This is a genomic window from Amycolatopsis sp. WGS_07, assembly GCF_045278895.1.
Taxonomy (GTDB): domain Bacteria; phylum Actinomycetota; class Actinomycetes; order Mycobacteriales; family Pseudonocardiaceae; genus Amycolatopsis.
This window is the reverse complement of record NZ_CP136053.1, coordinates 7,292,435-7,318,380: the sequence shown is the minus strand read 5'-3', so window position 1 is coordinate 7,318,380 and position 25,946 is coordinate 7,292,435. Positions and strand designations below refer to the sequence as shown.

Sequence of the window (25,946 nt, the reverse complement as noted above, 5' to 3'; positions counted from 1 at the left end):
ACTCCCAGTTTTAGACGATGCCGCTCAGTGCGCGATCAGATGTCGAAGAGATAGAGGCCGAAATTCCGGTCGGCGACCAGTACATAGTTCTTCTCACCGATCTTGTGGATTGTGACGCCGAGGAAATCGGTGCCGGGCTCGCGGAACGCGCCGACCTCCCGCAGGCCGTCCTCGCCGTAGCTCAGCACCCGGAGGCCGCCGTCGAAGAAGGTCGCGTACACCAGCGGCCGATCGGGGTCCATCGCCACGTGCGACGCCGAGAAGTCGCCGAAACCGGTGGCGTAGCGCGGATCCTGCGCCTCGGGGATGGCGTAGGTGTCGAGTTGGGTGGCCCGGCCGCCGTCGAGGTCCGTCTTGAACAGCCGGAGGTAGCCCCAGCCGACGAACTCCGACCGGACGTCGGTCGCGCAGACCGCCGGATCGGCCGGGGTCGGGGTGGTTCCGGCGGTCTCCGCGGTCACGCCCGGCACGCCGAGAAGCCGCAGGCCGGTCAGGCGGTTGACGAACATCAGCGGGATTTTTCCCTTGGACGCCGTAGGAAACTGCTGCATCGCGTCCGGGCCCTGATGGTTGAAGATGATGCCCGCGTCGTAGCCGGCCGCGATGACCGCGTCCAGCTTCTCCTGGAACGCGCACCCCTTGGCCGACCCGCCGGTCAGAATCGAGGCGTCCCGTTCGATGAGCGCGATCCCGCGTCCGGGCGGCACGGTGCCCGGGCAGCCGGAGCCGACGAACGTCAGCGTGCCGGACACCGGGTGATCGGCATCGACCGGTGCCGTGCCCGGGCTCCAGGCCGCGACGTACTCGGCGCCCGCGTGCGGACCCGACGTGATCGTGCCGATCAGGCGGTAGGACTCGATGCTCTCGTCGGCGCCGACGAGGTACTCGGCGTCGGGCGAGAGAGCGCAGTGCTCGGCGTTGCCCTCCGGCGAGACCTGCTGCCCGCGCTTGGCGCGCTCCTCGTCGAATTCGGCGTACTCGGTCCGGGCGATCAGCGAGACGTTGCCCGGCGTCGGGTCGGTGACGTCGAGCAGAACGTACCCGCCGTCCCAGTACGTCGCGGTCATCACGTACCGGCCGCCGGCCCGGCGCACCTCGACGGCGTGCCCGAACATCGAGGCGAGGCCGCGCGAAGGCGCGCCGGTCACGTCGAACGGCGACACCCTCAGGTCGAGAGCGTTGACCAGCACCGGATCGCGGGGATCGGTGATCTCCATGATGACGATGTCGGTGGTGGGCTTGTCGGTCACGAAGCTGACGTAGGTGCGGCCGGTGGAACTGTCCGTCCAGGCACAGGTGTAGTACGCCGCCAGGGCCTGGTCCGCGGGTTCGCCGTCCGCGTCCGTGTAGTCGCCGGCGTGGGCGACGAGGAGACGGGCGTGCTCCGGGTCGGAGACGTCCCAGATGTTGATGCCGCCCCGCTGGCGCGGCCCGGTCGGGTCGGGCGCGTCGGCCTTGGCATACATTTCGTTGGGGTGAATGAACAACGCGCCGGTGAAGTGCTCGTTGGCCATCTCGATCACGCACGGACCCTCGCCGACGTAGTTGCCCGCGGTGGTCTCGATGAACGCGCTCTCGACCTCGAACGGCGCCTTCGGGTCGCTGATGTTCATGACGTAGGCGCCGGTCCGCTCGCACGTCGGCTCCCGGTAAACCGTGAGGAACGCGTAGTCGCCGTACGCGGCCACGTCCGCGATGTGCCGCCGGAGACCGGCGCCCGACGGGTTGGTGACCTGCGCCTTGCCCAGCAGCGTCACGCCATACGAGACGGAGGGAAGCGGTGTCTGGTCAAGCCCGTGCCGGTCGCCGTTGGCCACATCCGTGCCGACCATGCGTACCTCCTCAGCAATGCGTCCCGTCCGGACAGAAGCGACTGGCCGGCGCCGTGACCCTGGGCGCCGCTCTTCGCCGATGCTACGGGGGAGGCTGTACTGCGAGATGTCACGCAAATCGGGGATGGTGGCTGACGGCTCCGGGCGAAAACCGGCTCCGGATCACCGAGAGGCCAGGCGGGTTCGCCGCTGAACGGGCAGTCCCGCTCAGCGGTCCCTTTCCGGTTTCAGGAACCGGCTTCGAGCACGGCGAGGTCGCGCACCGCGTAACGGTGGTGTTCGGCTTCTTCCTTGAGCACCACCGTGAGGCAGCCGCGCACGACGTACTCCCGGTCGGGATAGGACTCCCCCGGCTTGCGGCCGCACACCCGGTCCAGTTCGGCGTCGGTGAGCCCGTCGACGACCCGCCGCATCGCGGCCATCCGGGCCAGCCGCGGCACGAGCACCTCGTCGAGCGTCGGGGTGGCGTCGAGGGTGACGCCGAGCTTCTCCGTTGCCTCGCGCGGCATCCCGCTGTACGGAAGGCCGAGCGGGTGATACGGCGAGTCCTCTTCGAGCACGGCGCGGCCGAGCCAGGAATCGCTGGCCATCAGCAGATGCCGCTGGGTTTCGACGAACGACCACTCGTCGTCGACCCGCTCGTGCAGCTTGGCCTCGGGCAGGAGCCGGGCGCGGTCGAGCGTCGCCTTCCATTGCGCCTCGATGGCGTCCCAGGCCGCGCGGTATTCGTCGGCGGACTTGGCTTCGCGCGCCAGCACCCGCGTCGGATTGTTCCGGTCAAGCTCCGCCTCGACATAGGCGGTGACGTCGATGTCGTTGACCAGCACGCGTTTGAAGGCGCCGGCGAGAGAGACGTCGCCGCCGTAGCAATCCACGATCTTCAGACCGCTGACCTCGCAATCGCGGATCTCAAGGCCGGCAAGGTCGCAGAGGTGGATGCGGGCATCACGGAATTGGTCAGTTTCGACGAACGCAGCAGGCATCGGCACAGTGTTCTGGATCCGCCCATGCGCGTCAATGGCTGACAGTTCTGTCATACGTCGGGGTACGGGCCGGTGCAAGGAAAAGATTCGGAGTCGTTGCCGCCACTCTAAGACGCGCCGCGTACTCTCGACACCGCCGAAAGGCGGCAGAACCGGCAGTTGCCCAGTCCTGGAAGGACAAAGCCAGCATCACTCCGACGGAGCCGTGTTCCCGTGCCGGGCGCGAAGATCTCTACTAGCGGTAGCGCAAAGACGAGTTCATGTCCCTCGTTAACGGGACCGGCAAGCTACCCGGAGGTGTTAGAGGATGCCTCAGGGGGCAGTTTCCACCGGAGAGGGGGGCAGTTTCTCATGTAGGGGGTGCAGTTCGAACTGAGGGGGTGCAGTTTCGAACAAGCGGCCATCGCAGCGGCGAGTCGGCGCAGCGACGGACGCCACGTCAGAGTTAGCGGCCTCTGGGGGGTATCGGTGATCAGGATCGACGCTCTGAGCAGCTGCCCTATCTACCTCGTCGGGCTCGTCCAGATTCTCCACAAGGAAGGCATGACAGTGGTCTCGGCCCGGACCACGCCGGACGAGAAACTGTCCTGGCTCGCGGACGCCGCCGTGCTGGACGTCGACTCCCTGCCCCGGCTCGAAAGCCTGGAGTACATCGCCGAGACCGCCCGCACGACCACGGTCCTGGTCCTGCTCGGCGACCCGTGCCTTCCCGTCGAGGAGTACCTGCGGGCCGGCACCACCGGAGTCATCGACAAGCGCGAGACCGGCGAAAACGTCATCGCGGCGTTGCGGGCCGTGATCGCCGGCACGAAGGTGATCCCCGACGGCCACCTGGCCCCGCCCCCCGCGGAATGCTCCGAAGCGGAGGGGCCCAACCTTTCCGAACGCGAGGAGCAGGTGCTCCGGCAGATCTCGCACGGGCTGACCCACGGGCAGATCGCCACCCGGCTCCGCATCAGCCCGCACACCGTCGACACCTACGTCAAACGCATCCGCGCCAAGCTCGGCGTCGGGAACAAGGCCGAACTCACCCGGCTCGCGCTGCTCGGCAGGCTTCCCGGCCTCCGGCACCGGAGCGGCCAGCCGAGCCACCTGCCCTGTCACGGGCACGCCGGGACCCCCACGGAGACCACTGCTCGACCACCGCGAGGTAAGGAGAACGCGGAAACCCGCTGCTGAAGACCACGTCCAAGGCGTTGCGCAACGTCAGCTATTGCCCTGGAGGATCACGCTGTATGTCAAAGACCAGTCCATCCGTGCACGAGATCAGCGACGCCTTCGTCGACGACTACGCCGCCCATGACCCGACCACCGCGACCTTCGTCGGCATTTCCGGCTTCGAGCACGAGTTGACTGACCTGTCCCCCGAGGGCTGCCAAGAACGGGCGGACCTGACCGCGCGCGCGGTGCGGGAGGTGGAAGCGAGCACCCCCGCCGACGACTCCGAACACGCCGCGAAGGCAGTGTTCCTGGAGCGCAACAGAATCTCGCTCGAACTGCACGACGCCGGGCTCGACTTGTCCTTGCTCAACGGCATCTCCAGTCCGGTGCAGGAGCTGCGCGTGTTGTTCGACCTGATGCCGACCGAGACCGCCGAGCACTGGCAGGCCGTCGCCGCCCGGCTGGCCAAGGTGCCCGCCTCGCTGGCCGGGCTGCGCGCTTCGCTGGCCAAGGCCGCCGTCGACGGCAACATCGCGGCGGTGCGCCAGGTCGAGAAGGCGATCGGGCAATGCGAGAACTGGTCGGGCGGCACCGGCAACGAGCCGTTCTTCGCCGCGCTCGTCGCCGGAGCCGAGGTGAGCGACGGGCTGCGCGCCGAACTCGCGGCTGGCGCGGAGGCCGCCAGCCAGGGCTACGCCGACTTCGCCGCTTTCCTGCGCGCCGAACTCGCCCCCAAGGCACCGGTCAGGGACGCCGTCGGCGAAGACGAGTACCGGATCAAGTCGCGCTACTTCACCGGTGCCGCACTGGACCTCGCCGAGTGCTACGAGTGGGGCTGGGCCGAGTTCCTTCGCATCGAGGCGGAGATGAAAGAGGTGGCCAACCGGATCAAGCCCGGTGCCACTCCTGCCGAGGCCGCCGCCCTGCTCGACGCGGATCCGCGCTACCAGCTGCACGGCCAGGACGCGCTGCGCGACTGGATGCAGACCCTCTCGGACAAGGCGCTGTCGGACATGCGCGGGGCGCACTTCGACATCCCGGACGCGCTGATGACGCTGGACTGCAAGATCGCCCCGCCCGGCGGCAGCGTCGGCGCCTACTACATCGGCCCGAGCGACGACCAGTCCCGCGCCGGGACGATGTGGTGGTCGGTGGCCGCCGACCGCGAAACGTTCTCCACCTGGCGGGAAACCACCACCATCTACCACGAGGGAGTGCCGGGCCACCACCTGCAGATGGGCACCGCGGTGACCAGCGCCGCCCGGCTCAACCGGTTCCAGCGGCTGTTGTGCTGGGTACCCGGGCACGCCGAGGGCTGGGCGCTCTACGCCGAGCGGCTGGTGCGCGAGCTGGGCTACCTCGACGACGACGGCGACCTGCTCGGCATGCTCGACGCCCAGCTGTTCCGCGCCGCCCGCGTCGTGCTGGACATCGGCATGCACCTGGAGCTGCCGATCCCGTCCGGCACGGGATTCCACGAAGGCGAGCGCTGGACGGCCGAACTGGGCCTGGAATTCCTGTCGACCAGGACACTCGCCGACCCGGACCACATCCCGGACGAGATCGACCGCTACCTCGGCTGGCCCGGGCAGGCGCCCTCGTACAAGCTGGGCGAGCAGCAATGGCTCGCGGCGAGGGCCGACGCGCAGGCACGGTACGGGGATTCCTTCGATATCAAGGCATTCCACCGGCAGGCGCTCGAACTCGGCTCGATGGGACTGGACACGCTGCGGGAGTGCCTGGCCCAGCTCTGAGAGGTCATGTCGGAATCCTGCTCGGCGAAAGCGTTGCGTGATTCGGCTTGCTCTCGCGGATTAATCGGCGTCCGCGGGGCCGATGACTCGGGCGGCGAGGAATTTCGGGGCCATCTCGCAGTAGCTGTCGGTGACGAGTTCGGCGATCTCGGTCCAGTCGGTGTGGTCGCCGAGGACGACGGCGAGGACGTTGTCCCCCCAGGGCGCCCGGAAAAACGGGAAGCCGCGGGCGGTCAGGCCGAACAGGTCCTCGACGGGCACCCGGACCGTCATTACCGTAGGAGCCTCGCCGTCGACCGTGTGCGAGGCGTAGACCGCGGCACTGTCCGGGTCCGGGGTGTAGACGTGGGCGACCGTCCGGGCCCGGATCCGCCAGCGGACGCCGATCCAGGACGGTTCCTCGTACGCCTCGGGAAGCTCCCGGCAGATCCGGCGCAACTGGTCCAGGATCTCCGGGGGCACGTCTCCAGGGCTCGGCATGACCCGACAATAGCGCTTTGGCCGGGCCGGAACCCGGAGGCGATCAGGCACTCGGACAACGCCGTGAGGAGCACACCATGCAGAACCCGTCCGTCGCCGACCTCGCGGAGCGTTTGCGGACCGCCGCCCGCACCGGCGTTCCGGCCGAGCCCGCCGACGTTTCCGGCCTCGCCGAGGCGTACGCCGTCGCCCGCGCCCAGCGGCAGCTGTCCGAGGCGGACGGCGACCGGGTGATCGGGTACAAGATCGGCCTGACGTCGGGCCCGGCCCGCGAGGCCTTCGCCGCGTCCGAGCCGGCCGCCGGGCACCTCCTCGCGAGCCGCCTGCTCGAACCGGGCAAGGCGGTCGCCGCCACCGGCCTTTTCCGGCCGAAAGCCGAGGTGGAAATCGCGTTCGTGCTGGCGTCGCCGGTCGGCGGCCCGGACGTCACCGCCGCCGAAGTCCGCGCCGCCACCGCCGCGGTGGCCCCCGCGTTCGAAATCGTGGACACCCGCTGGCGCGGCGGCCCGGCGAACCTGCCGATGCTGGTCGCCGACAACACGAACGCGGCCGCCGCGATCGTCGGCACCCAGGTCCCGCTGCCCGCCGACCTGCCCTCGCTGACGAGCATCCTGCGGCTCGGGGCGCGGACGATCCCGGGTGCCGCGACCGCCGTCATGGGCGACCCCGCCGAAGCGGTCGCGTGGCTGGCCCGCCACCTGGCCCGCTCGGGAAACCGCCTGGAGGCGGGCGACATCGTGCTCAGCGGAACGCTCAGCACCCCCACCCCGATCCAGCCCGGCGACCGGCTGGAGGCGGAGATCAGCGGAGTGGGCGGACTCTCGGTCGACGTGGCCTGATCCCGGAACGTCCAGTATGGACACTGGACGTTCCGGGTTCCCCGAGTCCAATGTGGACACTCGGGCGCGGCCCTCCGTGCTCCACTGCCCACAGTGCGCGGACACCCTTCCTTACGCCTCGGGATTTTTCCAATACACTTGACATAATACAGCTGACCCATAATCCTGAGGTCTGCACGAGGGGAAGGAAACGTCATGTCCGAAGAGCCGAAGGTGCGGACCACGGAAGGCGTGGTGCAGGGAAGCTGGCGACAGGGGCACGCGGTGTTCCGCGGCATCCCCTACGCCCTGCCCCCGGTCGGAGCGCTCCGCTTCGCCGCGCCCGCACCGCCGCAGCCATGGGAGGGGACGAGGCAGGCGGTCGAGTTCGGCCCCGTCGTGCCGCTGTCCCTGCCGATCGACGTGCCCCCGCAGGGCTCCGACTGGCTCACGCTCAACATCGGCACTCCGGATCCCGGCGCGGCGGGACTGCCGGTGCTGGTGTGGATCCCGGTGGGCGGCTACCTGTCGGCGGCGTCGAGCGATCCGATGTGCGACCCGGCGGCGCTGGCCGAGGCAGGAGTCGTCGTGGTGACGATCAACTGCCGCGTGGGCGCGGAGGGCTTCGCGTTCCTCGACGACGTGCCGCCCAACCGCGGATTCCTCGACCAGATCGCGGCGCTGGAGTGGGTGCAGCGCAACATCGCCGCCTTCGGAGGCGACCCCGGCCGGGTCACCATCGGCGGAGTGTCCGCCGGGGCGGGCTCGGTCGCCGCCCTGCTGACGATGAAGTCCGCGCGCGACCTGTTCCGGCGGGCCATCGCCCATTCGGTGCCGGGGCTGCACAGCACCCCCGCACTGGCACGGCAGGTCACCGCCGCGTTCGCGGACCGGCTCGGCGCGGCGGCCCCCACCGCCGAGGCCCTGCGCGACATCGACCCATGGCGCCTGGCCGCCGCGCTCACCTCCTTCAACGCCGGCATCCACGCGCACCGCGAAAACTGGGGCCGCCTCACGGAGACCGGCACCGCGCTGTGCCCCGTCGTCGACGGCGAGGTCCTCCCGGAAACCCCCTGGCCCGCACTGACCAGCGCCCGAGCGAGCGGGACCGAACTGCTCGTCGGCCACACCCGGGACGAATTCCGGTACTTCAGCGTCGTGAGCGGAAAGTACGGCACTTTCACCGAGGACGACGCCCGCGCAGCCTTAGACCTGCACGCCCCGCCACCGGACGGCGCGCGGGCCTACCGTGCTGCGTTCCCGCAAGCAGGCCCGGAGGAGCTGGTGGAGACGGTGTACTCCGACGCACTCTTCCGCATGCCGTCACAGAAGCTGGCCGAGGCGAACGCCGCCGCCGGCGGCACCTCGTACCTGTTCGAACTGCGCTGGGCCGCCCCGGCCCTCGGCGGCATCCTGGGCGCCTGCCACAGCCTCGACGTGCCCCTGGCGTTCGGCACGCTGGACAGCCCTGTCGGCACCCAGCTCATCGGCGAGGAGCCCACTCCCGAGGCCGTCGCGCTCTCCCGCGAATTCCGGGAGGCCTGGGTCCGCTTCGTCACCACTGGCGACGCGGGCTGGCCCGCCTACCGTCCCGGCGAGCGCCTCACCCGCGTCCTGGACACCGAGTCGAAGACGCCGCCCTATCCAGAAGAGGCGTCTCGCCAGATCTGGGAAGGCCACTCCCCCGCCCCCTTCGATCTCCCGTAATCGCGCCCGTTCCCCTTCGCGCGGTGAGCGTGGTAGAAATCCGACCCAGCTGTCGGCCGCGAGGAGGTGCGTGTGACGGCGGTGCTCGCGGCAGTGCTCGGGGCCACGCTCGGCGCAATCGGTGCGCTGGTGGTCAGCCGCGCCAATTCCCGGCGTTCCGAGCGAGTCACGATGACGAGCGCACTCATCGCGGAGTACTTCTCGACGGAATTTCTGCATCATCGAATATCGATCGGGAATACGTCGGAAAAGGTGCGGAACGGAGAACTCTCCTTTGAGGAAATCGCGACCGGATACTGGTACCCGGGCGCGCACGACACCTTCACCGGAGACGACTTCAACGGACTGAACGAACATCAGCACATCGAGGCCTACATAGGATTCATCGTCCGGATCGACTACCTTCTCGACGCAGGGCGGGTATACGCCACCGAGTTGCGCGGAGCGCTGGGGATGAAATTGATGTGGGAAGACTTTCTGCTGACCGGGCTCGCCAGCGCATGTCTCGAGCAAACCCGGCGGGCGAACGTGCAACCACCAGACTGGACAAGAAGCATTTCAAGAGTACACGACGAAATAACGATAGCCCCTCGTGCACTGTAACGCCGCTACGACGCGATCGCCGCCCCGAGGACCGAATCCGCCATTCCGTAGTACAGGAACCAGCGGTCCCGAAACCGCACCAGGCCCTCGCTGAAGGTCACGCGGTTCACCTGGCCGTTCTGTTCGTCGTCCGCGGTCGGATAAATGAACGGCCGCTCCAGCCTGGCTACCGCCTTGGTCGGGTCGGCCGGGTCGATCAGCAGCTGGCCCCCGGAGTACTGGCCCTTCGGGTAGCCGCCCTTGCCGTCCGACCGTCCATTGTAGACCAACACGAGCCGGCCGTCGGCCGTGCGGATCGGCGGCGGTCCCGGTTCGATGAGCGATCCTTCCCAGGGGAACACCGGTTTGGCGACCGGATCGTCGTTTCCGGGCGTCTCCCACGTGATCAGGTCCTTCGACCGCGCCCAGAAGATGTTCGACTCGCCGAAGTACATCCAGTACCAGCCGTTCATCGGCGTCGCCGCGATCGCGCCGGACTTGTTCCACGGCTTCGCGCCGTGTCCCGGATCGCGCAGGTCCGGGAACAGCGGCGGATGTTTGGTCCAGTTCCGCAAGTCCTTCGACGTGGCAAGGCACAGCAGCGCGCTGGTGCGGTCGTACGCGGTGTAGGTCAGGTAATAGGTGTCCCCGACGCGCACCACCCGCGGATCCTCGCAGCCGCCCGGCTTCTCCCACGGCTCGGTCGGCGTCAGCACCGGCTCGGGCAACCGGGTGAAATTGATGCCGTCGTCGCTGAACGCCAGCCCGATACTGGAGGTCTTCGCCGCGTCCTGCGCCCGGTAGAACAATGCGACGCGGTTGCCGACCACGATCGCGCAAGGGTTGTACAGGTAGGCGGACTCCCAGGGGTGCGCGGGATCCGGGCGCAGGATCGGGTTGCGCTGGCTTTTCGTGAACGGTCCAAGCGGGAAGGTCCCCTTGCGCGCGGCCGGTGCAGCGGCCGCCGTACCGGCGGTGCCTAACGTGGCGACCGCCGCTGGCCCGGCGATTCCGGCCAGCAGCGCCCGGCGGCGGCCGATCGAGAATCCGGTTGCATCGTCCACGATTGTCCTCCATGACAACGTCGTCGGTCTTACGCGACCTTCCGTGCTGTCGTCCGGCACAGTCAACCGCTGTCGCGAGAACTGGCCGGACAGAAAAACCGGACAATGTGCCGCCCCGGCCAAGTTCAACCGTGGCTTGCACCATCTTCGCGAGAGTCAGCCGAGCTTGCCTCGGCCGCGAGGGATTCACGCAAGCTCAGGTGCCGGAATTGGTAAGTAGCGCCGACTTGGCGCAACACCCGCCGTTGATGGGCATCGTCGAGGAATGCCATGACGCGCCACGGCAATGCACGCCGGAACAGGCTCAGCCAGATCCGGGCCAGGGCGAATCGGCCCCATGCGGTCACGGCGACCGAGCTGAGCCCTTGATCGAGCCCGCTGACCAGGCACCGGGTGATCGCGGCGGCGAGCCCGGCCGCGAAGCCGGCCGCCGGTCCCCGCATGAGCCCGAATGCCAGGCCGAAGGCAAGTCCGCCAGCCGCTCCCTGGGCGAAAGTGGCGATGCGATCGGCCTTGAGCACGGAGGCTGGGCTCGCGGCACGCAGGATGTCGGCCCGCGCTGCCAGCCACATGTCCAGCGTCCGGGCGAACGTGACGGCCATCGCGACCGCCAGCGCCACGGTGACTCCAGCGGCAATCCCGACAGACATGCCGCGCGCGATGGTGACGGTGAGCGCCACGATCAATCCGGCGCCCGTTCCGCTGGCCGAGCCGACGGCGAACCCCTCGCCCGCGTGGCGCCACCGAAGCCGGCTCATCCGGGGCCACTGCAACCGCATGGCGGCCGGCGTGCATTCGCGTGAGGCGCTCAGCAACCCGGCCGTGAGCCCGCCTGCCGTTCCCGCGGCGACCGCGGCGATCAGTCCGTCGAGCAGCGCGTGCGCGCCGTCTGAGGTGAGCGCGACGGGGAGTGCGACGGCGAGCCCGACCGAGAGGCCGAAAATCACCCCGGCGAGCAGCCCCATCACCGGCCGGGGAACCGCGCGTTCGAGGCGCCACCATGCCAGCTCGACGGTGTCGGTGGCGCGGAGGTGCTGGGCCAGGAAGCCCAGCCATCGCCGTATGTCCGGCAGCCGAGTCCCCTCGGCATCGCGGTCACCGTCGTAGACGGCGGGAACCAGGGACTCGAGCAGATGCTGTTCGATCCCCGCCCGGTCGAGCCGCAGCAGCTCGCCAGGGTCGGCCGAGCCGTCGCCATAGATCGTGCGTGCCAGCCACACCATCAGCGGCGTCGACAGGGCCGAAGCCAGGTCGCCGTCCGGGTGCTCGGCAAGATGGCGTGCGACCGGCTCCCAGGCCGAGGCGCGGTGGGGCGGGATGGCAACGCGCAGGTAGTCGGCGACGTCGGCGTGGCCGATCGGATGCAGTTCGATGACGGCGGCCGCGGTGAGCACGTCGCCGTTCTCGTGGTGGACGGCTTCGGCATAGTCCTCGCTGCGGGCGGTGAGCACGAGCGGTTCATCGGCGTACAACGCCGCGTTGAGCCGCCGCAGCACGGTAGGCCGCAGCGCGGCGGGCAGCTCGTCGAAGCCGTCGAGAACCGCCACGATCGAACCAGGGCGGACGAGGTCAGCCGCCTCCAGGCGCACGTCGGGAACGGCGAGCCGCACCTGGTCGGCCAGCCACTGGCGGAACGGCTGCTCGGGATTCCAGCCGCCCACCGGCAGCACCACCGGCACCGGATCGTCGGGACCACGCCGGGCGTGCAGCGCCAGCGCGACGCGGGTCGCCGCGACGGTCTTGCCCGCACCGGCCTCGCCGAGGATGACCAGCCGCCGGGCGCGCAGGCCCTGGAACAGGGTGACGATCTCGTCGATGCCGCCGCCGTCGACGTCCGGGCGGCCGCCGCCCGGGCCGAGAATCACCTCCCAGTGATCGGCGACCGGCTGCCGGGCGAACGACCAGCGCACCGCCATCGGCCAGGGATCGAAGATCCGCCACGCGAGTTCCTCGTCCCGGTACCGCGCGGCCAGGACTTCGGCGATCGCGTCGAGCCGCGTCGTCGGAGCGCGCCGCGCGGCGGGCGGCTCGGGCGCGAGCTGACGCTGCAGTTCGTGCCAGCGTCGTTCGAAGTCGGCGACGTCTCCCCCGCAAGCCGTCACGTAGGCCCGCGCGACCCCGAGGGTGGGCGAGGTCTTGCCGCTGGCCGCGGCCGACAGGGCCGCATACGAGTAGTTCACCTTCCGGGCCATCGCCCGGTAGGTCGGATTGCCTGCCTGCGTGCGCAGCAGGCGCAGCTCGTGGGCGAACTTCTCCACCGGTCCCGCCGCGGGATCGAGCGGCAGTTCTCGACGCCCCATACCTCACGAACTCCTTCGTTCCCTCGGCGCGGCCCGGAAGACATCGTGGCACGCGGGTGGGCCGGACGGGGCGGCGGCGTTGCGCCGATGGGGTTGTTGCGGATTGTTCAGACCGGCTGCCAGTCAACAAAACGGCCGCTACACCGGACTCGTCGAGCCCGCGTCGGGCGGGTCGCGGAACAACAGGAGCTGAGAATGCCTGGTCTTGTCCCCCGGTTGGCGGCAGTGGCCGCCGCCGCTGCAGCATGCGGCGCCCTCGCGGCGGCGCAGCCGACCTCCGCATCCGCCGGTGAATACGGTCCGGACACGTGCCGCCAGGGTTACGTGTGGCGAGAGGCCGTGCCCGGCGACCACGTATGCGTCACCCCGCAGACCCGCGCCCAAGCATGGGCCGACAACTCCCAAGCAGCAGCCAGACGCAACCCGGGCGGCGGCGCGTACGGCCCGGACACGTGCCGGCAGGGTTTCGTGTGGCGGGAAGCCGTGCCCGGCGACCACGTATGCGTCACCCCGCAAACCCGCGCCCAAGCATGGGCCGACAACGCCCAAGCAGCGTCCCGGGTCGCGCCGGACATTCCGCCGAACTGCCAGGACTACGGCGGCCTGCCGACCGACCGGGTCACGTCCAAGCAGGCAGTACGCTGCTCCGCCGGCGGCTACTGGCGTGCCACCATCACCGCCTTCGTGCACGACTACTGGGTCTTCGGCTCGGACGCGGGCTCGTCGATCAAGGTCGAGCACTTCGAAGACGGCCGGTGGGCAGAACGCAGCGCCCGGGTGATCACCGCGCACAACGACTACAGCCCGCGTCGTGCCGGCGACGCCGGGAACACTGACTGCCCGGCCTACGGCGGGATGACCGGCCGCTGCTGGGTCCCGCCGGCCCCGCGCGACTGCCGCCAGGCGAACGCCAGCAGCATCGACTGCCGGGACTACGCGAACGGCCTGCCGTGGACCGGAATCAGGCTCAACGCGCAGTCCGTGCGCAGCAGCGGCATGGTGACCTTCGGCAACGGGCAGCTCGTCACCCTGCCGGTTGTCGCCGACTCCTTCTGAGCATCAGGTCCGGCGTGAGCACGTGGCTGTGCCTGGGCGTGCTGATCGCAGCACTCCTGGCCCGGCCGCGTGCGAACGCCGTTCCGCTCGCCGTCCTGGCGGCGGTTCTCGCTGTCATCTTCTTCCTCTGACAAACAGCCGCGCGGTTTACGCACGGCCTCGCCGGGCGATCGCCACGACCACCGCCGTGCCCGCCACACCTGCGGCGGCGATCAGATAACAGCAGCCGGCGAACCCGGCGACCGTGCTGTAAACGTCGGCCGTGCGCTGGGACACCGCGTCGTGCGTCCCGAACAGCGCGACTGCCGGAACGAAGTACGCGTCGGCCTGGTCGCCGTAGTCGGGGACAGTGAGCGCGAACGTGAGCAACGCCAGATCCATGACCGCGAGCACCGCCGCCGTGGCGGTGCGCAGCCTTCGGGTTCCTCGCCGCAGCAGGCGCGCCCCCGCGACCGAGGCGACGATCAAGGGCAGGAGCACGACCACGCACCCGCCCATCATGACGATCACCAGCAGCCACCCCGGCGCGGCGAAACGCACGGCGACGGCGGCGAGCGCCACCACCACCTGCACCACCACCAGCACCGTCCGGGCAGTGTGGTTCCCCGGGGCGATGTCCTCCGCCAAGAAGGGACCATTCGCTCGCGGCGCGGCGGGTCCGGGTCCAGTCATGGTCCTGAGCCTTCCAGCCCCCGGCCCGGCCGCGGATGCGCAGGACTACTCAAATCGGCCACGGGAATCTGCCCGGACGGCCGAGATCGAACCAGGGACCGGCAACTGCTCCCGTGCCGATTCCAGGAGATGACCCATCCGGAGCCGTTTGGCAGCCAAGTAGCGGACGTTCTCCGGCGTCTCCCCGACAGCGAGCGGCAACCGGCGCACGACGGAAACCCCGCCCGACTCCAGGTCCCGGAGCTTCGCCGGGTTGTTCGTCAGGACCTGCGCGCGCGAGACGCCCAGGTCGAGCAGGATCGCCGCAGCGGCGCCGTATTCGCGGGCGTCCGCCGGTTCGCCCAAGCCGAGGTTGGCGTCCACTGTGTCCAGTCCGCGGTCCTGAAGTGCATAGGCAGCAAGCTTTTTCGCCAATCCGATGCCCCGGCCCTCCTGCCCGCGCAGGTACACCAGCACGCCGCCCTCGCGGCCGATCCGCGCGAGAGCGGCGTCGAGCTGGGGACCGCAGTCGCAGCGGGTCGAAGACAGCGACTCGCCGGTGAGGCATTCGGAGTGCACTCGCACGATCGACCCGTCGCCGGGTTCGCCGCGGAGCAGCGCGACGTGCTCCGCGCCGGTACGCAGGTCCAGGTAGCCCACGGCACGGAAATGGCCGTACCGGGTCGGGAGTGCGGTCTCCGCGGTTCGGACCACGCGCGGCTGCTCGACGACGGGAAGCGGATTCCGACGGCGATAACCGATCAGCTCCGCGATGGTGAGCGCGGGCAGCTCGAACCGGCGCGCCAGGTCGGCGACGCCGGGGCCGCGGAGCATCGAACCGTCGTCCGCCACCAGTTCCGCGATGGCCGCGACAGGCGGCACGCCGGCGAACCGGCACAGGTCGACCGCGGCTTCGGTGTGTCCTGGTCGTTCGAGGACGCCTCCTGGCCGGGCACGCAAGGGCAGGACGTGTCCGGGGCGGACGAAATCCGCCGCGGCGGCCGCGGGATCGGCCAGCTGCCGCAGGGTGCGAGCACGGTCAGCCGCGCTGATCCCGGTGGTCACGCCGGTTTTCGCGTCCACAGTCACGGTGTAGGCGGTGCCGCGCGGGTCTTCGTTGTGCGCCGCCATCAGAGGCAGCCGGAGGTCCGCCGCACGGTCTGGAGTCATGGGCGCGCACAGCAATCCCGAGGTGTGCCGGACGGTCCACCCGACCCAGTGCGCGGTCGCGGCGTGCGCGGCCAGCACGACGTCGCCCTCGTTCTCGCGGTCGGCGGCGTCGGTGACCAGCACCGGCCTGCCCTCGCGCAGCGCGTCCAGCGCCATGGTCATTCGGTCCATGACGCCAGTATAAGCATGCTTACGTTAAACCAGCATACTTACTCTTCGCCGCGCTCCATCTCCCGGAGTTCGCCTTCGACGACGAGCGCCGCCTGGCGCAGCTGACGGTCGGCGGCGACGATCTCGTCCCGGCCGAGGACCGACCCCAGGGTGTCGCTGATCCGGAGCACCTCCGCGCCCATCTCCTCGAGCGCCGCGAGCCCGGCGGCCGTGACCTGCAGCGACAGCGCCCGCTCGCTCTCCGGATGCGCGCTGCGGGCGACGAACCCGCGCTTCTCCATCTGGGTCACGATGCGGGTCATCGTCTGCGGGCGCGCGTAGCACCGCCGGGACAGCTGAGCCAGCGTGAGATGCGGCTGGTTGGCCAGGATCCGCAGCGCGGTGTAGCTCGACAGCGTCATGCTCCACGGCCGCAGCCGCGCGTTCCCGATCCGCGAGACCGCGCGCTCGAACCGGAACACGGCGTCGATCAGGGAGGACGCCTCGTCCATGCCGGTCTCCGCGCGCGCGGGCGAACGGCCGTCGTCGAACGGATCTACGTAAGGCAAGGGATCGGTCACCCCCGCAGCGTAGAGCGCCGCGAGCGAAGCCGCATAAGCATGCTTGCATTCGTATCCGCACGCTTATATTGTCTAAGCATGCTTACATCATCCCGGTTCCGCTCCACCCTGGGGCACTTCCCCAGCGGCGTCGTGGCGATCACCGGGCGGGACGCGGACGGCCGCCCGGCGGGGCTGGCGGTTTCGTCGTTCACGTCGGTCTCGCTCGACCCGCCGCTGGTGGCTTTCCTGCCCGGCAAGACGTCCTCGACGTTCCCGGTGCTCGCCCGGCGCGGCACGTTCTGCGCCAACGTCCTCGCCGCCGGGCAGCAGGACGTCTGCCGCGCGCTTTCGGTCTCCGGCGGGGACAAGTTCGCCGGCGTCGGCTGGAGTCCCGGGCCGCACGGCGATCCCGTGCTCGACGGGGCCGTCGCCTGGATCGCCTGCACGATCGAGGCCGTGCACGACGCGGGCGACCACCACCTCGTCCTCGGCCGCGTCGACGATCTCGCCGCCGACACCACGGCGGAGCCGCTGCTGTTCTTCCGCAGCCAGTACCACCACCTCGCAGCCTGATCCCCAGCCGGACCTCAACGGAGAGGCACGTCATGACCACACCGGCAGAAGCAAGACGAACGACGCTCGCGGCTTCCATCGGCAACACGGTGGAGACCTACGACTACGCCGTCTACGGGTTCCTGTCCGCCGTGCTGGCGAAGGTGTTCTTCCCGGCCGCGAGCACCGGCGCGGGCCTGCTGTCGTCGTTCGCGGTGTTCGGCTCGGCGTTCCTGGCCCGGCCCGCGGGAGCCCTGGTGTTCGGCCCGATCGCGGACCGGCACGGCAGGCGTCCCGCGCTCGTGGCGTCGCTGCTGCTGATGGCGGGAGGCAGCACGCTGATCGGCCTGCTGCCGTCGACCGGGACGATCGGCATCGCCGCGCCGATCCTGCTGGTGCTGCTGCGGTTCACCCAGGGATTGGCCGGCGGCGGCGAGTTCACCACGGCGATCATCTACGTCGCCGAGTTCGCCCCGCCGCACCGGCGCGGCGCGCTCTCGAGCCGGGTGCAGGCCGGCAGCCTCGCCGGGTTCCTGCTGGGCGCGGTCGTCGTGCTGTCGCTGAGCGCCGCGCTGACCCCGGCGCAAATGCTCGCGTGGGGCTGGCGGGTGCCGTTCCTGCTGGCTTTCCCCATCGGCGGGATCGGCCTCTATCTGCGCAGCCGGTTCGGCGAGACGCCGGAGTTCCTCGACGCCCGCACCCGGCCGTCCGCTTCGGACTCGGCGCAGGATCGGCAGTGGTCCTCGGTGCTGCTGCTCGTCGGCGTGTCCGTGCTGCACATCGTCGGCATCTACATGGTCTACACCTATGTGCAGAGCTACCTCATCCAGCTGCGCCTGTCCGCCGTCGCCGCGACCGCCGTGATCGCGTTCGCGTTGCTGGCCGGGATCCTTCTCGTGCTCGCCGGCGGTCGCGCCGCGGACCGGGCCGGACGGCCGAAAGCGCTGCTGGCGTCCTCGCTCGTCGTGCTCGTGGCGAGCTATCCGCTGTTCGCCGCGCTGGCCAGTGCCCCTCCGCTGTGGCTGATCATCGCGTGCACGGTGGCGCTGTCGGCCGGACCGGCGTTCTACTCGGGCGTCGCCCCGATCACCTACGTCCAGCTCGTTCCGGTGCACCGGCGCGGCAGTCTCGTCGGCATCTCCTACAACGTCACCGTCGGCCTTCTCGGCGGTTCGGCGGTGTTCATCTGCCAGGCGCTGGTCGAGCTGACCGGCGACCGCCGCTCCCCCGCTTACCTGCTGGTGGCCGCGGCCGCCGCCAGCGCGCTCGCCGCGTTCGCGCTGACCCGCCGCACGGCGCGCAACCCCTCCCCGTCCGCCCTTCCCCAAACCGCGGAGTCCGGCTCATGACCACCCTGCCCCTGACCGATGCGCGCCACCTCCTCCTGTCCGCCCTGACCAACGCCGGGCACACCCCGGACGAGGCCGCCGTCATCGCCGAGCACCTGCTCGACTGCGAACTGCGCGGGCTGACGTTCGGCGGGCTCGCCCGCGCACTGTCCATTGTGGAGCGAATCCGGGCCGCCGCCGAGGCGCCGCAGCCGATCCGGGTCGTCGCGGAGACCTCGGTGTCGGCGACCGTCGACGGCGGCGACCAGGTGGGCTATCTGGTCGGGATACGCGCGCTGGACCTGGCGATGGAGAAGGCCCGCGCGCACGGCATGGCCGTCGTCGGCGCGCGCAACACCTGGTACACCGGGATGTTCTCGTACTACCTGGAGAAGGCCGCCGCGGCCGGGCTCGCCGGGATGATCGCGGGCAGCGGGCCCGCGGTCGTCGCCCCGGAGGGCGGCACGGAGGGACGCTTCGGCACGAACCCGATCGCGTTCGGCTTCCCCGCCGATCCGACGCCGGTCATCTGGGACATCGGCACCTCCGCGGTGATGTACGGCGACGTCGTGCTGAAGGTGCGGCTCGGCGAAAAACTCGCCGACGGGCAAGCCTTCGACGCCGCTGGGAGGCCCACCCTCGACCCGGCGGCGGCACTGGGCGGCGCGTTCGGCGTATGGGGCGGGCACAAGGGTTCCGGGCTCGCCATGGTGGTGCAACTGCTCGGCATGATGAGCGGCGCGTCCGCGGCCCCGCCGGGAATCTCCGACTGCGGGTTCTTCGTGCTGCTGGTCGATCCGGCCTCGCTCACCGACTCCGGCGACTACCGCCGCCGGGTCAGCGAGTACGCCGCGTCGATTCGCGCGACCCGGCCTGTCGAAGGCGGTCCGGCCGTTCGCGTGCCGTTCGACCGGTCCGTCGCCTGTCGCGAGGAAGCCTTGCGGCGCGGCACTATCGACGTACCGGACGCGGTCGTCGCGGCCCTGCGGAAGGCCGCGGATGAGTGATCGCGCGGACGACTTCCGGATCGTCCCGTCGCCGTCGGGACGGCTGCTGTGCGGCGGCTGCGCGCCAGACGGCCGGTGTCGGCTCGGTGTCGAACCGGCCGAAGCCGACGAGGACGCGATGACGTTCGACGTCGTCTGCCCTCGGCACTGGCACGGCGGCCCCGAGGTCGCGCACGGCGGCTGGACCGCGGCGGTGTTCGACGACGTGCTGAACATCGTCGCTCTGCGCCGCGAAGCCCGGCTGGTCACGAAGTCCCTGCACGTCGTCTACCACCGCCCGGTTCCCGTCGAACGGCCGCTGAAGGCGACAGCGCGGATCGACAGCCACGCAGACCGGCGATGGGAAGTCTCCGCGCGGTTGACCCTCGCCGGCGACACCGTCGCACTGGCCGCCGCGAGCGCGGAACTCCGCACCCGGCGGCCCGACCACTTCGCCAGGCACCAGGCCTGGCTGGCACACGAATGAGGAGGACCTGATGGTCGAATTCTTCACCGGGCTGCAGCCCCTCGAAGCGGGCGAGACCAGCCCGGACGCACTGCTCGCGCGGGTCCGGGAGCTGGACCGTTCCGAGGTGATCGACCGCGTTCTGGTCGGGTATTCCTCGACCTGGCCGCACAACCACGCGACCGCGCCGTTCGCTCTCGCGCACACCGAGAAGTTCTCGCCGATCGTCGCGCACCGCCCCGGCGTCATGCCGCCGGTCGCCGCCGCCCGGTACTTCGCGACGCTCGACGTGCTCGCCCGTGGACGGCTCGCCATCAACGTGGTGGTGGGCGGCTCGGACAAGGACTTGCGCCGCGAATCCGACGACCTGCCCAAGGCGCAGCGGTACCGGCGCGCGGTCGAGTACCTCGACGTGGTCCGGCGCACCTGGACCTCGTCCGAGCAGTTCGACCACCACGGCGAGTACTACACCGCCGAGGCGGTGAAGATCCTCACCAAGCCGGTGCAGGGCGAGGTGCCGATCTTCATGGGCGGCGAAAGCGACGACGCGGTCGACTTCGGCGCCCGCCACGCCGACCTGTACATGCTGTGGGGCGAACCGTTCGCGGGAACAAAGGAACGCATCGACCGCGTCCGCGCCGCCGCCGAGGGATACGGCCGGAAGATGCGGTTTTCCCTGAGCCTGCGCCTGTTCCTCGGCGACACCGACGACGACGCCTGGGCCAAGGCCCGTTCGGCGGAGCGGCAGATCGCCGAAGCCTCCGGGAAATTCCTGCGCTCATCGTCCGGCGACACGTCCGTCGGCAGGCAGCGGGCGCTCGCGCTGACCGACGAGGAACTGCACGACGACTGCTTCTGGACCGGCCTCACCAAGCTGCTGGGCGGCTTCGCCAACTCGCAGGCGCTGGTCGGCACCGAGGAGCGCATCCTGAACACGTTGGGCACCTATCGTGATCTCGGGGTCGACGCGTTCCTCGTGACCACCGGCGCCGAAGCGGCGTGGGACCCGGCCCTGGAAGGGTTCCTCGCCCGGGCGAAGAAGGAGCTGGCATGAGCGAAGATCTCGCGACGGAGACCGTCAGCGGGCTGATCGCCGAGCGAGCCCGGCAGCACCCGGACAAACCGGCGCTCGTCTTCGACAGCACCGCGCTGACTTACCGCGAACTGGACCGGGCGGTGTCCGAGGTCGCGCGCGGTCTGCTCGCCACCGGTGCCGAGCCGGGCGATTCCGTCGGCATTCTCCTGCCCAACCGCGTCGAATACCTGCTCGCCTGGTTCGGCGCCGCCCGCGCCGGGCTCGTCGAGGTCCCGGTCAACACCGCCTACAAAGGACAGTTCCTCGACCACGCGCTGCGCAGCACCGACGTCCGGATCCTTGTCACCGAGCCCGCGCTGCTCGGCCTCGTCGCCGACCTGCCCGAGCTGCCGCACACGCTGACCACCCTCGTACTACTCGACGACGCCGCGTCCAGGCCCGCCCCGCATGGGGTGCGGGTGCTGGGCTGGCCCGAACTGCTCGCCTCCGGGGACCCAGCCCGCGAGCTGCCGCGGGTCGGCCCGGCCGACCCGGTGGCCGTCATGCTCACCTCCGGCACCACCGGCCGCAGCAAGGGAGTCGTGTACCCGAACCGGATGCAGGTCGTCGCCGCGAAGGAATGCGCGCAGCAGATGGGCACGACCGCCGACGAACGGCTGTACACCTGCCTTCCGCTGTTCCACGGCGCTGCCCAGGTCAACATCACCCTGCACGGCCTGTTCGCCGGGGCCACCGCGGTCCTCGGCCGCCGGTTCTCCGCCAGCCGGTTCTGGGACGAGATCCGCGCCGGCGAGGTCACCCAGTTCAACGCGCTGGGCTCGATCCTGCCGGTCCTGCTGGCCCAGCCGCCGTCCGGACGCGACCGCGACCACCGGGTGAAGCGCGTGTTCGCCGCGCCCGCGCCGGCTCAGGTGCTGGAACCGTTCGAAGAACGGTTCGGGGTCCGCATCGTGGAGGGCTACGGGCTGACCGAAATCAAGAACGTCCTCTACAACCCGTTGTCCGCGCGCAAAATCGGCTCGATCGGCCTGCCCACCGAGTCGTCGATCCTCGAAGTCCACGACGAGTCCGGGAACCGCGCCGCGCCCGGCCAGGCCGGGGAGATCGTGTACCGGCCGCGCGAGGCGGACATCATGTTCTCCGGCTACCGCGGCGAGCCCGAGGCCACCCTCGCGACCATGAAAGACCTCTGGTGGCACACCGGGGACCTCGGCTACACCGACGAGGACGGGTACTTCTACTTCATCGACCGCAAGAAGGACGCCCTGCGCCGGCGCGGCGAAAACATCTCGTCGCACGAGGTCGAGTCGGTCCTGCTCGCCTACCCCGGCGTGGTCGCCGCGGCGGCGGTCGCCACCCCGTCCGAACTGGGCGAGGACGAGGTGCTCGCCGTGCTGCAGCTGGAATCCAGGCAGCAGCCGGACTTCGCCGATCTGTTCGCGCACTGCGACCGCTCCCTGCCGCACTTCATGGTCCCCCGTTACTACCGGGTGCTCGAGCAGCTGCCGGTCACCCCGACCGGCAAGGTCCGCAAGACCGACCTGCGCGACCAGGGCCGGGGCGAGGCGTGGGACGCCCAGACCGCCGGGTTCGCCCCGACCCGCCATGTCTGAGCGGAAAGCGGTGCGCCTCCGCGAAATCGCGCCCCGCCTGACGTTCCAGGACCACGTCGTGCCGACCGAGGCGAAGGTCGAACTCGTGCACCGCCTGGTCGACGCCGGGGTCCGCGCGTTCGAGCTGTCGTCGTTCGTGCGGCCCGATCTGATCAAGGGGCTCGCCGACGCCGAGGAAGTGTTCGCTGCCGTCCGCCGCTTGCCGGATCTGCACCTCGGCTGCTGTGTCGGCAACGTCCGCGGCCTGGCCCGCGCGATCGACTCGGGCGCGGACAGCGCGTCGTTTCTCTTGTCGGCAGACGAAGATTTCGCCCGCGCCAACATCGGACGCTCCACAGTGGACTCGCTCGCCGAACTCGAACGCATGGCCGCGTATGCCGCCGACCACCGCATCGAACTCGGCACGTACGTGATCTTCGCTTGGGGCGGACCGACCGGGCCTGCTCGCGGCGTCGAAGACCTGGAACCGCTGGCCCGACGGCTCCTGGACATCGGCGTGGACCGGTGGATTCTCGCCGACTCGTCCGGATACGCGGCCCCGCCGCAGATCCGCGAACTCGTCGCCGCGGCGCTCGCGCACATCCCGGCGGAAAACCTCACCGTGCAGATCCACGACGCCCGCGGCATGGGCCTCGCCGCCCTGCTCCCCCTGCTCGACCTGGGCGTCCGGCACATCGACACCGCGCTCGCCGGGAGCGGCGGCCATCCGGCCATGCCGGGAGCAGCGGGCGGCGGCGTGTGCACCGAGGACGCCGTCCAGCTGCTCGAACTGTCCGAAGTGGACACCGGAATCGACCTGCCGCGCCTCGTCGAGGCCGCGAACTGGCTGACGAGCGAACTCGGCGTGCCCGGCAAGGGGTTCGTCCGGCACACCGGGCCGGTGCCGGACGCCCCCGGGCAACCGCTCGCCTTCCGCTGGTGAAACCCCCGCAACTGATGGTCAAGGAGGACCAGTGCCGAATATTGTCGTCGCCGGAGCGGGCCTGACGGGCCTCTCCGCCGCGATCGCCGCCCGCGAAGCCGGGGCGGACGTCGTCCTGCTGGAGAAGGGCAGCCGTGCCGACGTCGGCGGGAACGCCGCGTTTTCCGGCGGACTGTTCCTGTTCTGCTACGACGGACCGGACGACCTCACCTCGATCACCCAGGACTTCGAGCCCGGCATGCACGCCGAGAAAATCGACGCACCGCCCTACACTCGCGAGGCTTACGCAGCCGAGTTGACAGCGATGAGCGACGGCCAGGCCGATCCGAAACTGGTGGAAGCGCTCGCGGAACGCTCGCTGGACACCGTGCGGTGGCTCGCCGCGAAAGGCGTGCGCTTCACGTTCAACCGGACAGTCGGCGCGGGTGTGCGCGACGGTGTGCTGCACATCCCGCCCGGGCAGGTCCTGACCTGCGCCGGCGAAGGGATGTCGCGCGGGTTCGAGGTGATCAAGCCGCTGCTGCGGCATGCCGAGCAGATCGGCGTCGAGGTCCGCTGGTCCACGCCGCTCGTCGACGTCGTCCGCGAAGGCGAGCGAGTCACCGGAGTGCGCACCGGCGACGGCGTGCTTCCGGCCGACGCAGTGGTGATCGCCAGCGGAGGATTCCAGGCCAGTCGCGAGTTGCGGCTGCGGCATCTGGGCCCGCACTGGGAAAACGTGAAACTGCGCGGCACCCGCCAGGCGACCGGCGACGGGCTGACAGCGGCGCTGCGGGCCGGAGCCGATTCGTCCGGGACCTGGTCGAACTGCCATTCGGCCGCCGTGGACCCGACCATGCCCGCGCCGGAGCGCAGCGAGGCGTCGCCGCCGTTCCCGCTGCACGGGTTCTGGCTCGGAGTGCTCGTCAACCGGAACGGCGAGCGGTTCGTCGACGAGGGACCCGGGCCGTGGGTGAAGAACTATTCGAAGATGGGCAAGGCAATCATGGGCCAGCCCGGCCGCGAGGCGTACGAGATCTTCGACCAGCACACCGCCGCGCGCGTGGCCGACGAATTCGCCGGCGCCGCGGTCCCGGTCACCGCGCCGACTCTGCCCGCGCTCGCCGAGCGGATCGGAGTCCCGGCCGAGGCGCTGGTCCGCACGGTGGAGGAATTCAACCGCGCCTGCCGCGCCGACGGGAGCACGGACGGCATCACCCCGGCGAAATCGCACTGGGCCGTCCCGCTCGACCGGCCGCCTTTCGTGGCCTACCACGCGGTGGCCGGACTGACCTTCACGTTCGGCGGCGTACGAATCGACCCAGACGGACGTGCGCTGGCTTCCGACGGCACGCCCGTACCCGGCCTGTACGCGGCGGGCGAGGCTACGGGCGGGCTGTTCTACGGCGACTATCCCGGAGGCGCCGCGCTGATGCGAGCGGCGGTGTTCGGACGATCGGCTGGGCGCACTGCTGTGGCTGAGGCTCATCGGCGGGAGTGAAGGGCCTCCAGCAACTCCGCCGTGGACGGTGCCCCATCGAGCCGCTCAATGCACCCGAGGATCGCTTCGCTGCCGGCGTGGCCGTAAACCGGATCCGCGGCCGAGCGGAACCGCTGGACGATCTCGTCGGCAGTCATCGAGGGAAAGGTTTCCTGCTCGGCGACGAGGACGCGTCCGTCGTCGAGCAGGACTCGCACCTGGGATCCGTTGCGGGCCGACAACTCCGGATCCGCGACCAGCCGGGACCGGGCAGCTAGGCGGTTCACACCGGGGTCGGCCGGGTTCTGCCAGTTCCGGTCGTGGATTCCGCCGGACGCGAGCACGGAAGCCACGCTGAACTGCACGCTCAACTGCGCGGCCACCACATCGGCGATCGGGCCGCTGTTGTCGCAGCCGGGGTACCGGACCGCCTGCTCGGCGAGTTCGACGACGACGGAGTCGATGCGGGCCGGATCGGGACGGTGCCGCCGCACGATCTCCTCCGCGAGCTGGCAAGGGCCCTGCACGTAGATGCAGGCTGGCGCGGGCTTGTGCACGATGTCGAGAATCGCGAACCGAAGTCCCCCGGCGAGCAGATGAGCCCGGTTCCGTGCGCCGAAGGCCGCGAGCAACCCCGCCTCGCCGTCGATCGCGCCGCCGGACGCGGTCAGCCCGGCGGCCGCCAGCAGCGCGGATTCGACCCCGGTCCGCGCGGCCGACGCCGAATGCAGCACATGCTCCTGCGTCGCGTCCCGCGCCCATTGGTTGAGTCCGCAAGCCGCGTTGGCCGCCATGCCGAGCGCGGCCCGGGTCGCGGTCTCGTCGAGAGCGAGCAGGTGGGCGCACGCGGCAGCAGCCGCGACGGGGCCGAGCACGCCGGTCGGCCGGAAGACCGCCGACACTTCGGGCGTGATCATCGCCGTGCCGAGGCGGCACATCACCTCGTAACCGACCACCGCCGCGGCCAGCAATCGCCCGCCCGGCACCGGGTTTCGCTCCGCCAGGGCCAACAGTGCGGGGAAGACCACCATGCCGGGATGCGACGAACTCCGGACGTGCGTGTCGGTGCGTCCGGTCGCCGCGGCGGGCACGCTGTTCAGGTAGGCCGCCGTCGGTGCCGATCCCGGTTTTCCCAGCGCGCGCAGGGCGCTCCGCGCCTCGGCCGAGGGCACCAGAGCCGCGGACAGGAAGTCCACCAGGCACAGTTCGGCTTTGCCGACGACGTCGTCCGGCAGTCGCGGCGCGGTGGTTCCCGCGCAGAAGCCCGCCAGTTCGCCCACGAGGTCGTCACCCATGGCTGGTATTATAAGCAT

The 25,946-nt window shown here is 70.3% G+C and carries 23 protein-coding genes; 14 read left to right on the top strand and 9 right to left on the bottom strand.

The features are described 5' to 3' along the window. Window positions 1–35: 35 nt before the first annotated feature. On the bottom strand, window positions 36–1,832 hold the full coding sequence (locus RPX00_RS34400) for a hypothetical protein (protein WP_406631692.1): 1,797 nt from the start codon (window positions 1,830–1,832) through the stop codon (window positions 36–38). Window positions 1,833–2,059: 227 nt separating this feature from the next. After that, window positions 2,060–2,815, bottom strand: a complete 756-nt coding sequence (locus tag RPX00_RS34395) for a DinB family protein (RefSeq protein WP_406631691.1) — start codon at window positions 2,813–2,815, stop codon at window positions 2,060–2,062. Between the two features lie 468 nt (window positions 2,816–3,283). On the opposite strand from RPX00_RS34395, the gene RPX00_RS34390 reads away from it, so the two are divergent. Continuing rightward, entirely contained in the window at window positions 3,284–3,994 is a 711-nt protein-coding gene (locus tag RPX00_RS34390) for a DNA-binding response regulator (RefSeq protein WP_406631690.1), read from the top strand. Between the two features lie 56 nt (window positions 3,995–4,050). Further along, a complete protein-coding gene (locus RPX00_RS34385; protein ID WP_406631689.1) occupies window positions 4,051–5,730 on the top strand; it encodes a DUF885 domain-containing protein in 1,680 nt (559 codons plus the stop codon). A 60-nt stretch (window positions 5,731–5,790) separates the two neighbouring features. Here the strand turns inward: RPX00_RS34385 and RPX00_RS34380 are convergent, their stop codons facing one another. After that, on the bottom strand, window positions 5,791–6,210 hold the full coding sequence (locus RPX00_RS34380; RefSeq protein ID WP_406631687.1) for an MmcQ/YjbR family DNA-binding protein: 420 nt from the start codon (window positions 6,208–6,210) through the stop codon (window positions 5,791–5,793). Window positions 6,211–6,287: 77 nt separating this feature from the next. On the opposite strand from RPX00_RS34380, the gene RPX00_RS34375 reads away from it, so the two are divergent. The 3 genes from RPX00_RS34375 to RPX00_RS34365 all read left to right on the top strand — a co-directional run bounded on the left by RPX00_RS34375 (window position 6,288) and on the right by RPX00_RS34365 (window position 9,338). Then, the gene (locus tag RPX00_RS34375; protein WP_406631685.1) at window positions 6,288–7,049 is read left to right on the top strand and encodes a 2-keto-4-pentenoate hydratase; all 762 of its coding nucleotides are present in this window, start codon (window positions 6,288–6,290) and stop codon (window positions 7,047–7,049) included. A 195-nt stretch (window positions 7,050–7,244) separates the two neighbouring features. Continuing rightward, window positions 7,245–8,735, top strand: a complete 1,491-nt coding sequence (locus tag RPX00_RS34370) for a carboxylesterase/lipase family protein (protein ID WP_406631683.1) — start codon at window positions 7,245–7,247, stop codon at window positions 8,733–8,735. A gap of 72 nt (window positions 8,736–8,807) precedes the next feature. Then, a complete protein-coding gene (locus RPX00_RS34365; protein WP_406631681.1) occupies window positions 8,808–9,338 on the top strand; it encodes a hypothetical protein in 531 nt (176 codons plus the stop codon). 5 nt (window positions 9,339–9,343) lie between these two features. Here the strand turns inward: RPX00_RS34365 and RPX00_RS34360 are convergent, their stop codons facing one another. Next, a complete protein-coding gene (locus tag RPX00_RS34360) occupies window positions 9,344–10,381 on the bottom strand; it encodes a glycoside hydrolase family 130 protein (protein ID WP_406631679.1) in 1,038 nt (345 codons plus the stop codon). A gap of 125 nt (window positions 10,382–10,506) precedes the next feature. Next, window positions 10,507–12,681, bottom strand: a complete 2,175-nt coding sequence (locus RPX00_RS34355) for an NACHT domain-containing protein (protein WP_406631677.1) — start codon at window positions 12,679–12,681, stop codon at window positions 10,507–10,509. A 195-nt stretch (window positions 12,682–12,876) separates the two neighbouring features. Between RPX00_RS34355 and RPX00_RS34350 the strand changes: the two genes are divergently transcribed. Next, the gene (locus tag RPX00_RS34350) at window positions 12,877–13,737 is read left to right on the top strand and encodes a hypothetical protein (RefSeq protein WP_406631675.1); all 861 of its coding nucleotides are present in this window, start codon (window positions 12,877–12,879) and stop codon (window positions 13,735–13,737) included. A 147-nt stretch (window positions 13,738–13,884) separates the two neighbouring features. On the opposite strand, the gene RPX00_RS34345 is transcribed toward RPX00_RS34350, so the two are convergent. From RPX00_RS34345 to RPX00_RS34335, 3 genes are read right to left on the bottom strand one after another with little or no spacing between them, the layout of a single operon-like run. Continuing rightward, window positions 13,885–14,409, bottom strand: a complete 525-nt coding sequence (locus RPX00_RS34345) for a hypothetical protein (RefSeq protein ID WP_406631673.1) — start codon at window positions 14,407–14,409, stop codon at window positions 13,885–13,887. A 45-nt stretch (window positions 14,410–14,454) separates the two neighbouring features. After that, complete coding sequence (ribA, locus tag RPX00_RS34340; protein WP_406643187.1) at window positions 14,455–15,720, bottom strand: GTP cyclohydrolase II; 1,266 nt, start codon at window positions 15,718–15,720, stop codon at window positions 14,455–14,457. Between the two features lie 47 nt (window positions 15,721–15,767). Beyond that, a complete protein-coding gene (locus RPX00_RS34335; protein WP_406631671.1) occupies window positions 15,768–16,289 on the bottom strand; it encodes a MarR family winged helix-turn-helix transcriptional regulator in 522 nt (173 codons plus the stop codon). A gap of 78 nt (window positions 16,290–16,367) precedes the next feature. Between RPX00_RS34335 and RPX00_RS34330 the strand changes: the two genes are divergently transcribed. From RPX00_RS34330 to tcuA, 8 genes are read left to right on the top strand one after another with little or no spacing between them, the layout of a single operon-like run. After that, window positions 16,368–16,844 (top strand): flavin reductase family protein, encoded by a 477-nt coding sequence (locus RPX00_RS34330; RefSeq protein ID WP_406631669.1) that lies wholly within the window; start codon window positions 16,368–16,370, stop codon window positions 16,842–16,844. 32 nt (window positions 16,845–16,876) lie between these two features. Beyond that, window positions 16,877–18,172: an MFS transporter gene (locus tag RPX00_RS34325; protein ID WP_406631667.1), complete on the top strand. Its 1,296-nt coding sequence runs from the start codon at window positions 16,877–16,879 to the stop codon at window positions 18,170–18,172. Then, window positions 18,169–19,158 carry an Ldh family oxidoreductase gene (locus RPX00_RS34320; RefSeq protein WP_406631665.1) on the top strand — a complete coding sequence of 330 codons (990 nt, stop codon included), beginning with the start codon at window positions 18,169–18,171 and terminating at the stop codon, window positions 19,156–19,158. Before RPX00_RS34325 ends, RPX00_RS34320 begins: the two co-directional genes overlap by 4 nt. Next, entirely contained in the window at window positions 19,151–19,624 is a 474-nt protein-coding gene (locus tag RPX00_RS34315; RefSeq protein ID WP_406631663.1) for a PaaI family thioesterase, read from the top strand. The genes RPX00_RS34320 and RPX00_RS34315 overlap by 8 nt, the downstream gene beginning before the upstream one ends. Before the next feature lie 10 nt (window positions 19,625–19,634). Beyond that, window positions 19,635–20,657, top strand: a complete 1,023-nt coding sequence (locus RPX00_RS34310; protein WP_406631661.1) for an LLM class flavin-dependent oxidoreductase — start codon at window positions 19,635–19,637, stop codon at window positions 20,655–20,657. Beyond that, window positions 20,654–22,252, top strand: a complete 1,599-nt coding sequence (locus tag RPX00_RS34305; protein WP_406631659.1) for an AMP-binding protein — start codon at window positions 20,654–20,656, stop codon at window positions 22,250–22,252. The genes RPX00_RS34310 and RPX00_RS34305 overlap by 4 nt, the downstream gene beginning before the upstream one ends. Then, window positions 22,245–23,174, top strand: coding sequence for a pyruvate carboxyltransferase (locus RPX00_RS34300; RefSeq protein ID WP_406631657.1), 930 nt, complete (start codon window positions 22,245–22,247; stop codon window positions 23,172–23,174). Before RPX00_RS34305 ends, RPX00_RS34300 begins: the two co-directional genes overlap by 8 nt. 31 nt (window positions 23,175–23,205) lie before the next feature. After that, window positions 23,206–24,654, top strand: coding sequence for an FAD-dependent tricarballylate dehydrogenase TcuA (gene tcuA / locus RPX00_RS34295; RefSeq protein ID WP_406631655.1), 1,449 nt, complete (start codon window positions 23,206–23,208; stop codon window positions 24,652–24,654). On the opposite strand, the gene RPX00_RS34290 is transcribed toward tcuA, so the two are convergent. Then, the gene (locus RPX00_RS34290) at window positions 24,639–25,928 is read right to left on the bottom strand and encodes an MmgE/PrpD family protein (RefSeq protein ID WP_406631653.1); all 1,290 of its coding nucleotides are present in this window, start codon (window positions 25,926–25,928) and stop codon (window positions 24,639–24,641) included. The two genes, tcuA and RPX00_RS34290, sit on opposite strands and share 16 nt — an antisense overlap. Window positions 25,929–25,946 lie beyond the last annotated feature (18 nt).

Coding starts and splice junctions, on each gene's coding strand:
- RPX00_RS34290 (WP_406631653.1), bottom strand. CDS start 25,928: ATGGGTGACGACCTCGTGGGCGAACTGGCGGGCTTCTGCGCGGGAACC.
- ribA (WP_406643187.1), bottom strand. CDS start 15,720: ATGACCATGGCGCTGGACGCGCTGCGCGAGGGCAGGCCGGTGCTGGTC.
- RPX00_RS34375 (WP_406631685.1), top strand. CDS start 6,288: ATGCAGAACCCGTCCGTCGCCGACCTCGCGGAGCGTTTGCGGACCGCC.
- RPX00_RS34305 (WP_406631659.1), top strand. CDS start 20,654: ATGAGCGAAGATCTCGCGACGGAGACCGTCAGCGGGCTGATCGCCGAG.
- RPX00_RS34345 (WP_406631673.1), bottom strand. CDS start 14,409: ATGACTGGACCCGGACCCGCCGCGCCGCGAGCGAATGGTCCCTTCTTG.
- RPX00_RS34350 (WP_406631675.1), top strand. CDS start 12,877: ATGCCTGGTCTTGTCCCCCGGTTGGCGGCAGTGGCCGCCGCCGCTGCA.
- RPX00_RS34400 (WP_406631692.1), bottom strand. CDS start 1,832: ATGGTCGGCACGGATGTGGCCAACGGCGACCGGCACGGGCTTGACCAG.
- RPX00_RS34380 (WP_406631687.1), bottom strand. CDS start 6,210: ATGCCGAGCCCTGGAGACGTGCCCCCGGAGATCCTGGACCAGTTGCGC.
- RPX00_RS34315 (WP_406631663.1), top strand. CDS start 19,151: ATGAGTGATCGCGCGGACGACTTCCGGATCGTCCCGTCGCCGTCGGGA.
- RPX00_RS34370 (WP_406631683.1), top strand. CDS start 7,245: ATGTCCGAAGAGCCGAAGGTGCGGACCACGGAAGGCGTGGTGCAGGGA.
- RPX00_RS34395 (WP_406631691.1), bottom strand. CDS start 2,815: ATGCCTGCTGCGTTCGTCGAAACTGACCAATTCCGTGATGCCCGCATC.
- RPX00_RS34330 (WP_406631669.1), top strand. CDS start 16,368: ATGCTTACATCATCCCGGTTCCGCTCCACCCTGGGGCACTTCCCCAGC.
- RPX00_RS34310 (WP_406631661.1), top strand. CDS start 19,635: ATGGTCGAATTCTTCACCGGGCTGCAGCCCCTCGAAGCGGGCGAGACC.
- RPX00_RS34320 (WP_406631665.1), top strand. CDS start 18,169: ATGACCACCCTGCCCCTGACCGATGCGCGCCACCTCCTCCTGTCCGCC.
- RPX00_RS34385 (WP_406631689.1), top strand. CDS start 4,051: ATGTCAAAGACCAGTCCATCCGTGCACGAGATCAGCGACGCCTTCGTC.
- RPX00_RS34355 (WP_406631677.1), bottom strand. CDS start 12,681: ATGGGGCGTCGAGAACTGCCGCTCGATCCCGCGGCGGGACCGGTGGAG.
- RPX00_RS34325 (WP_406631667.1), top strand. CDS start 16,877: ATGACCACACCGGCAGAAGCAAGACGAACGACGCTCGCGGCTTCCATC.
- RPX00_RS34300 (WP_406631657.1), top strand. CDS start 22,245: ATGTCTGAGCGGAAAGCGGTGCGCCTCCGCGAAATCGCGCCCCGCCTG.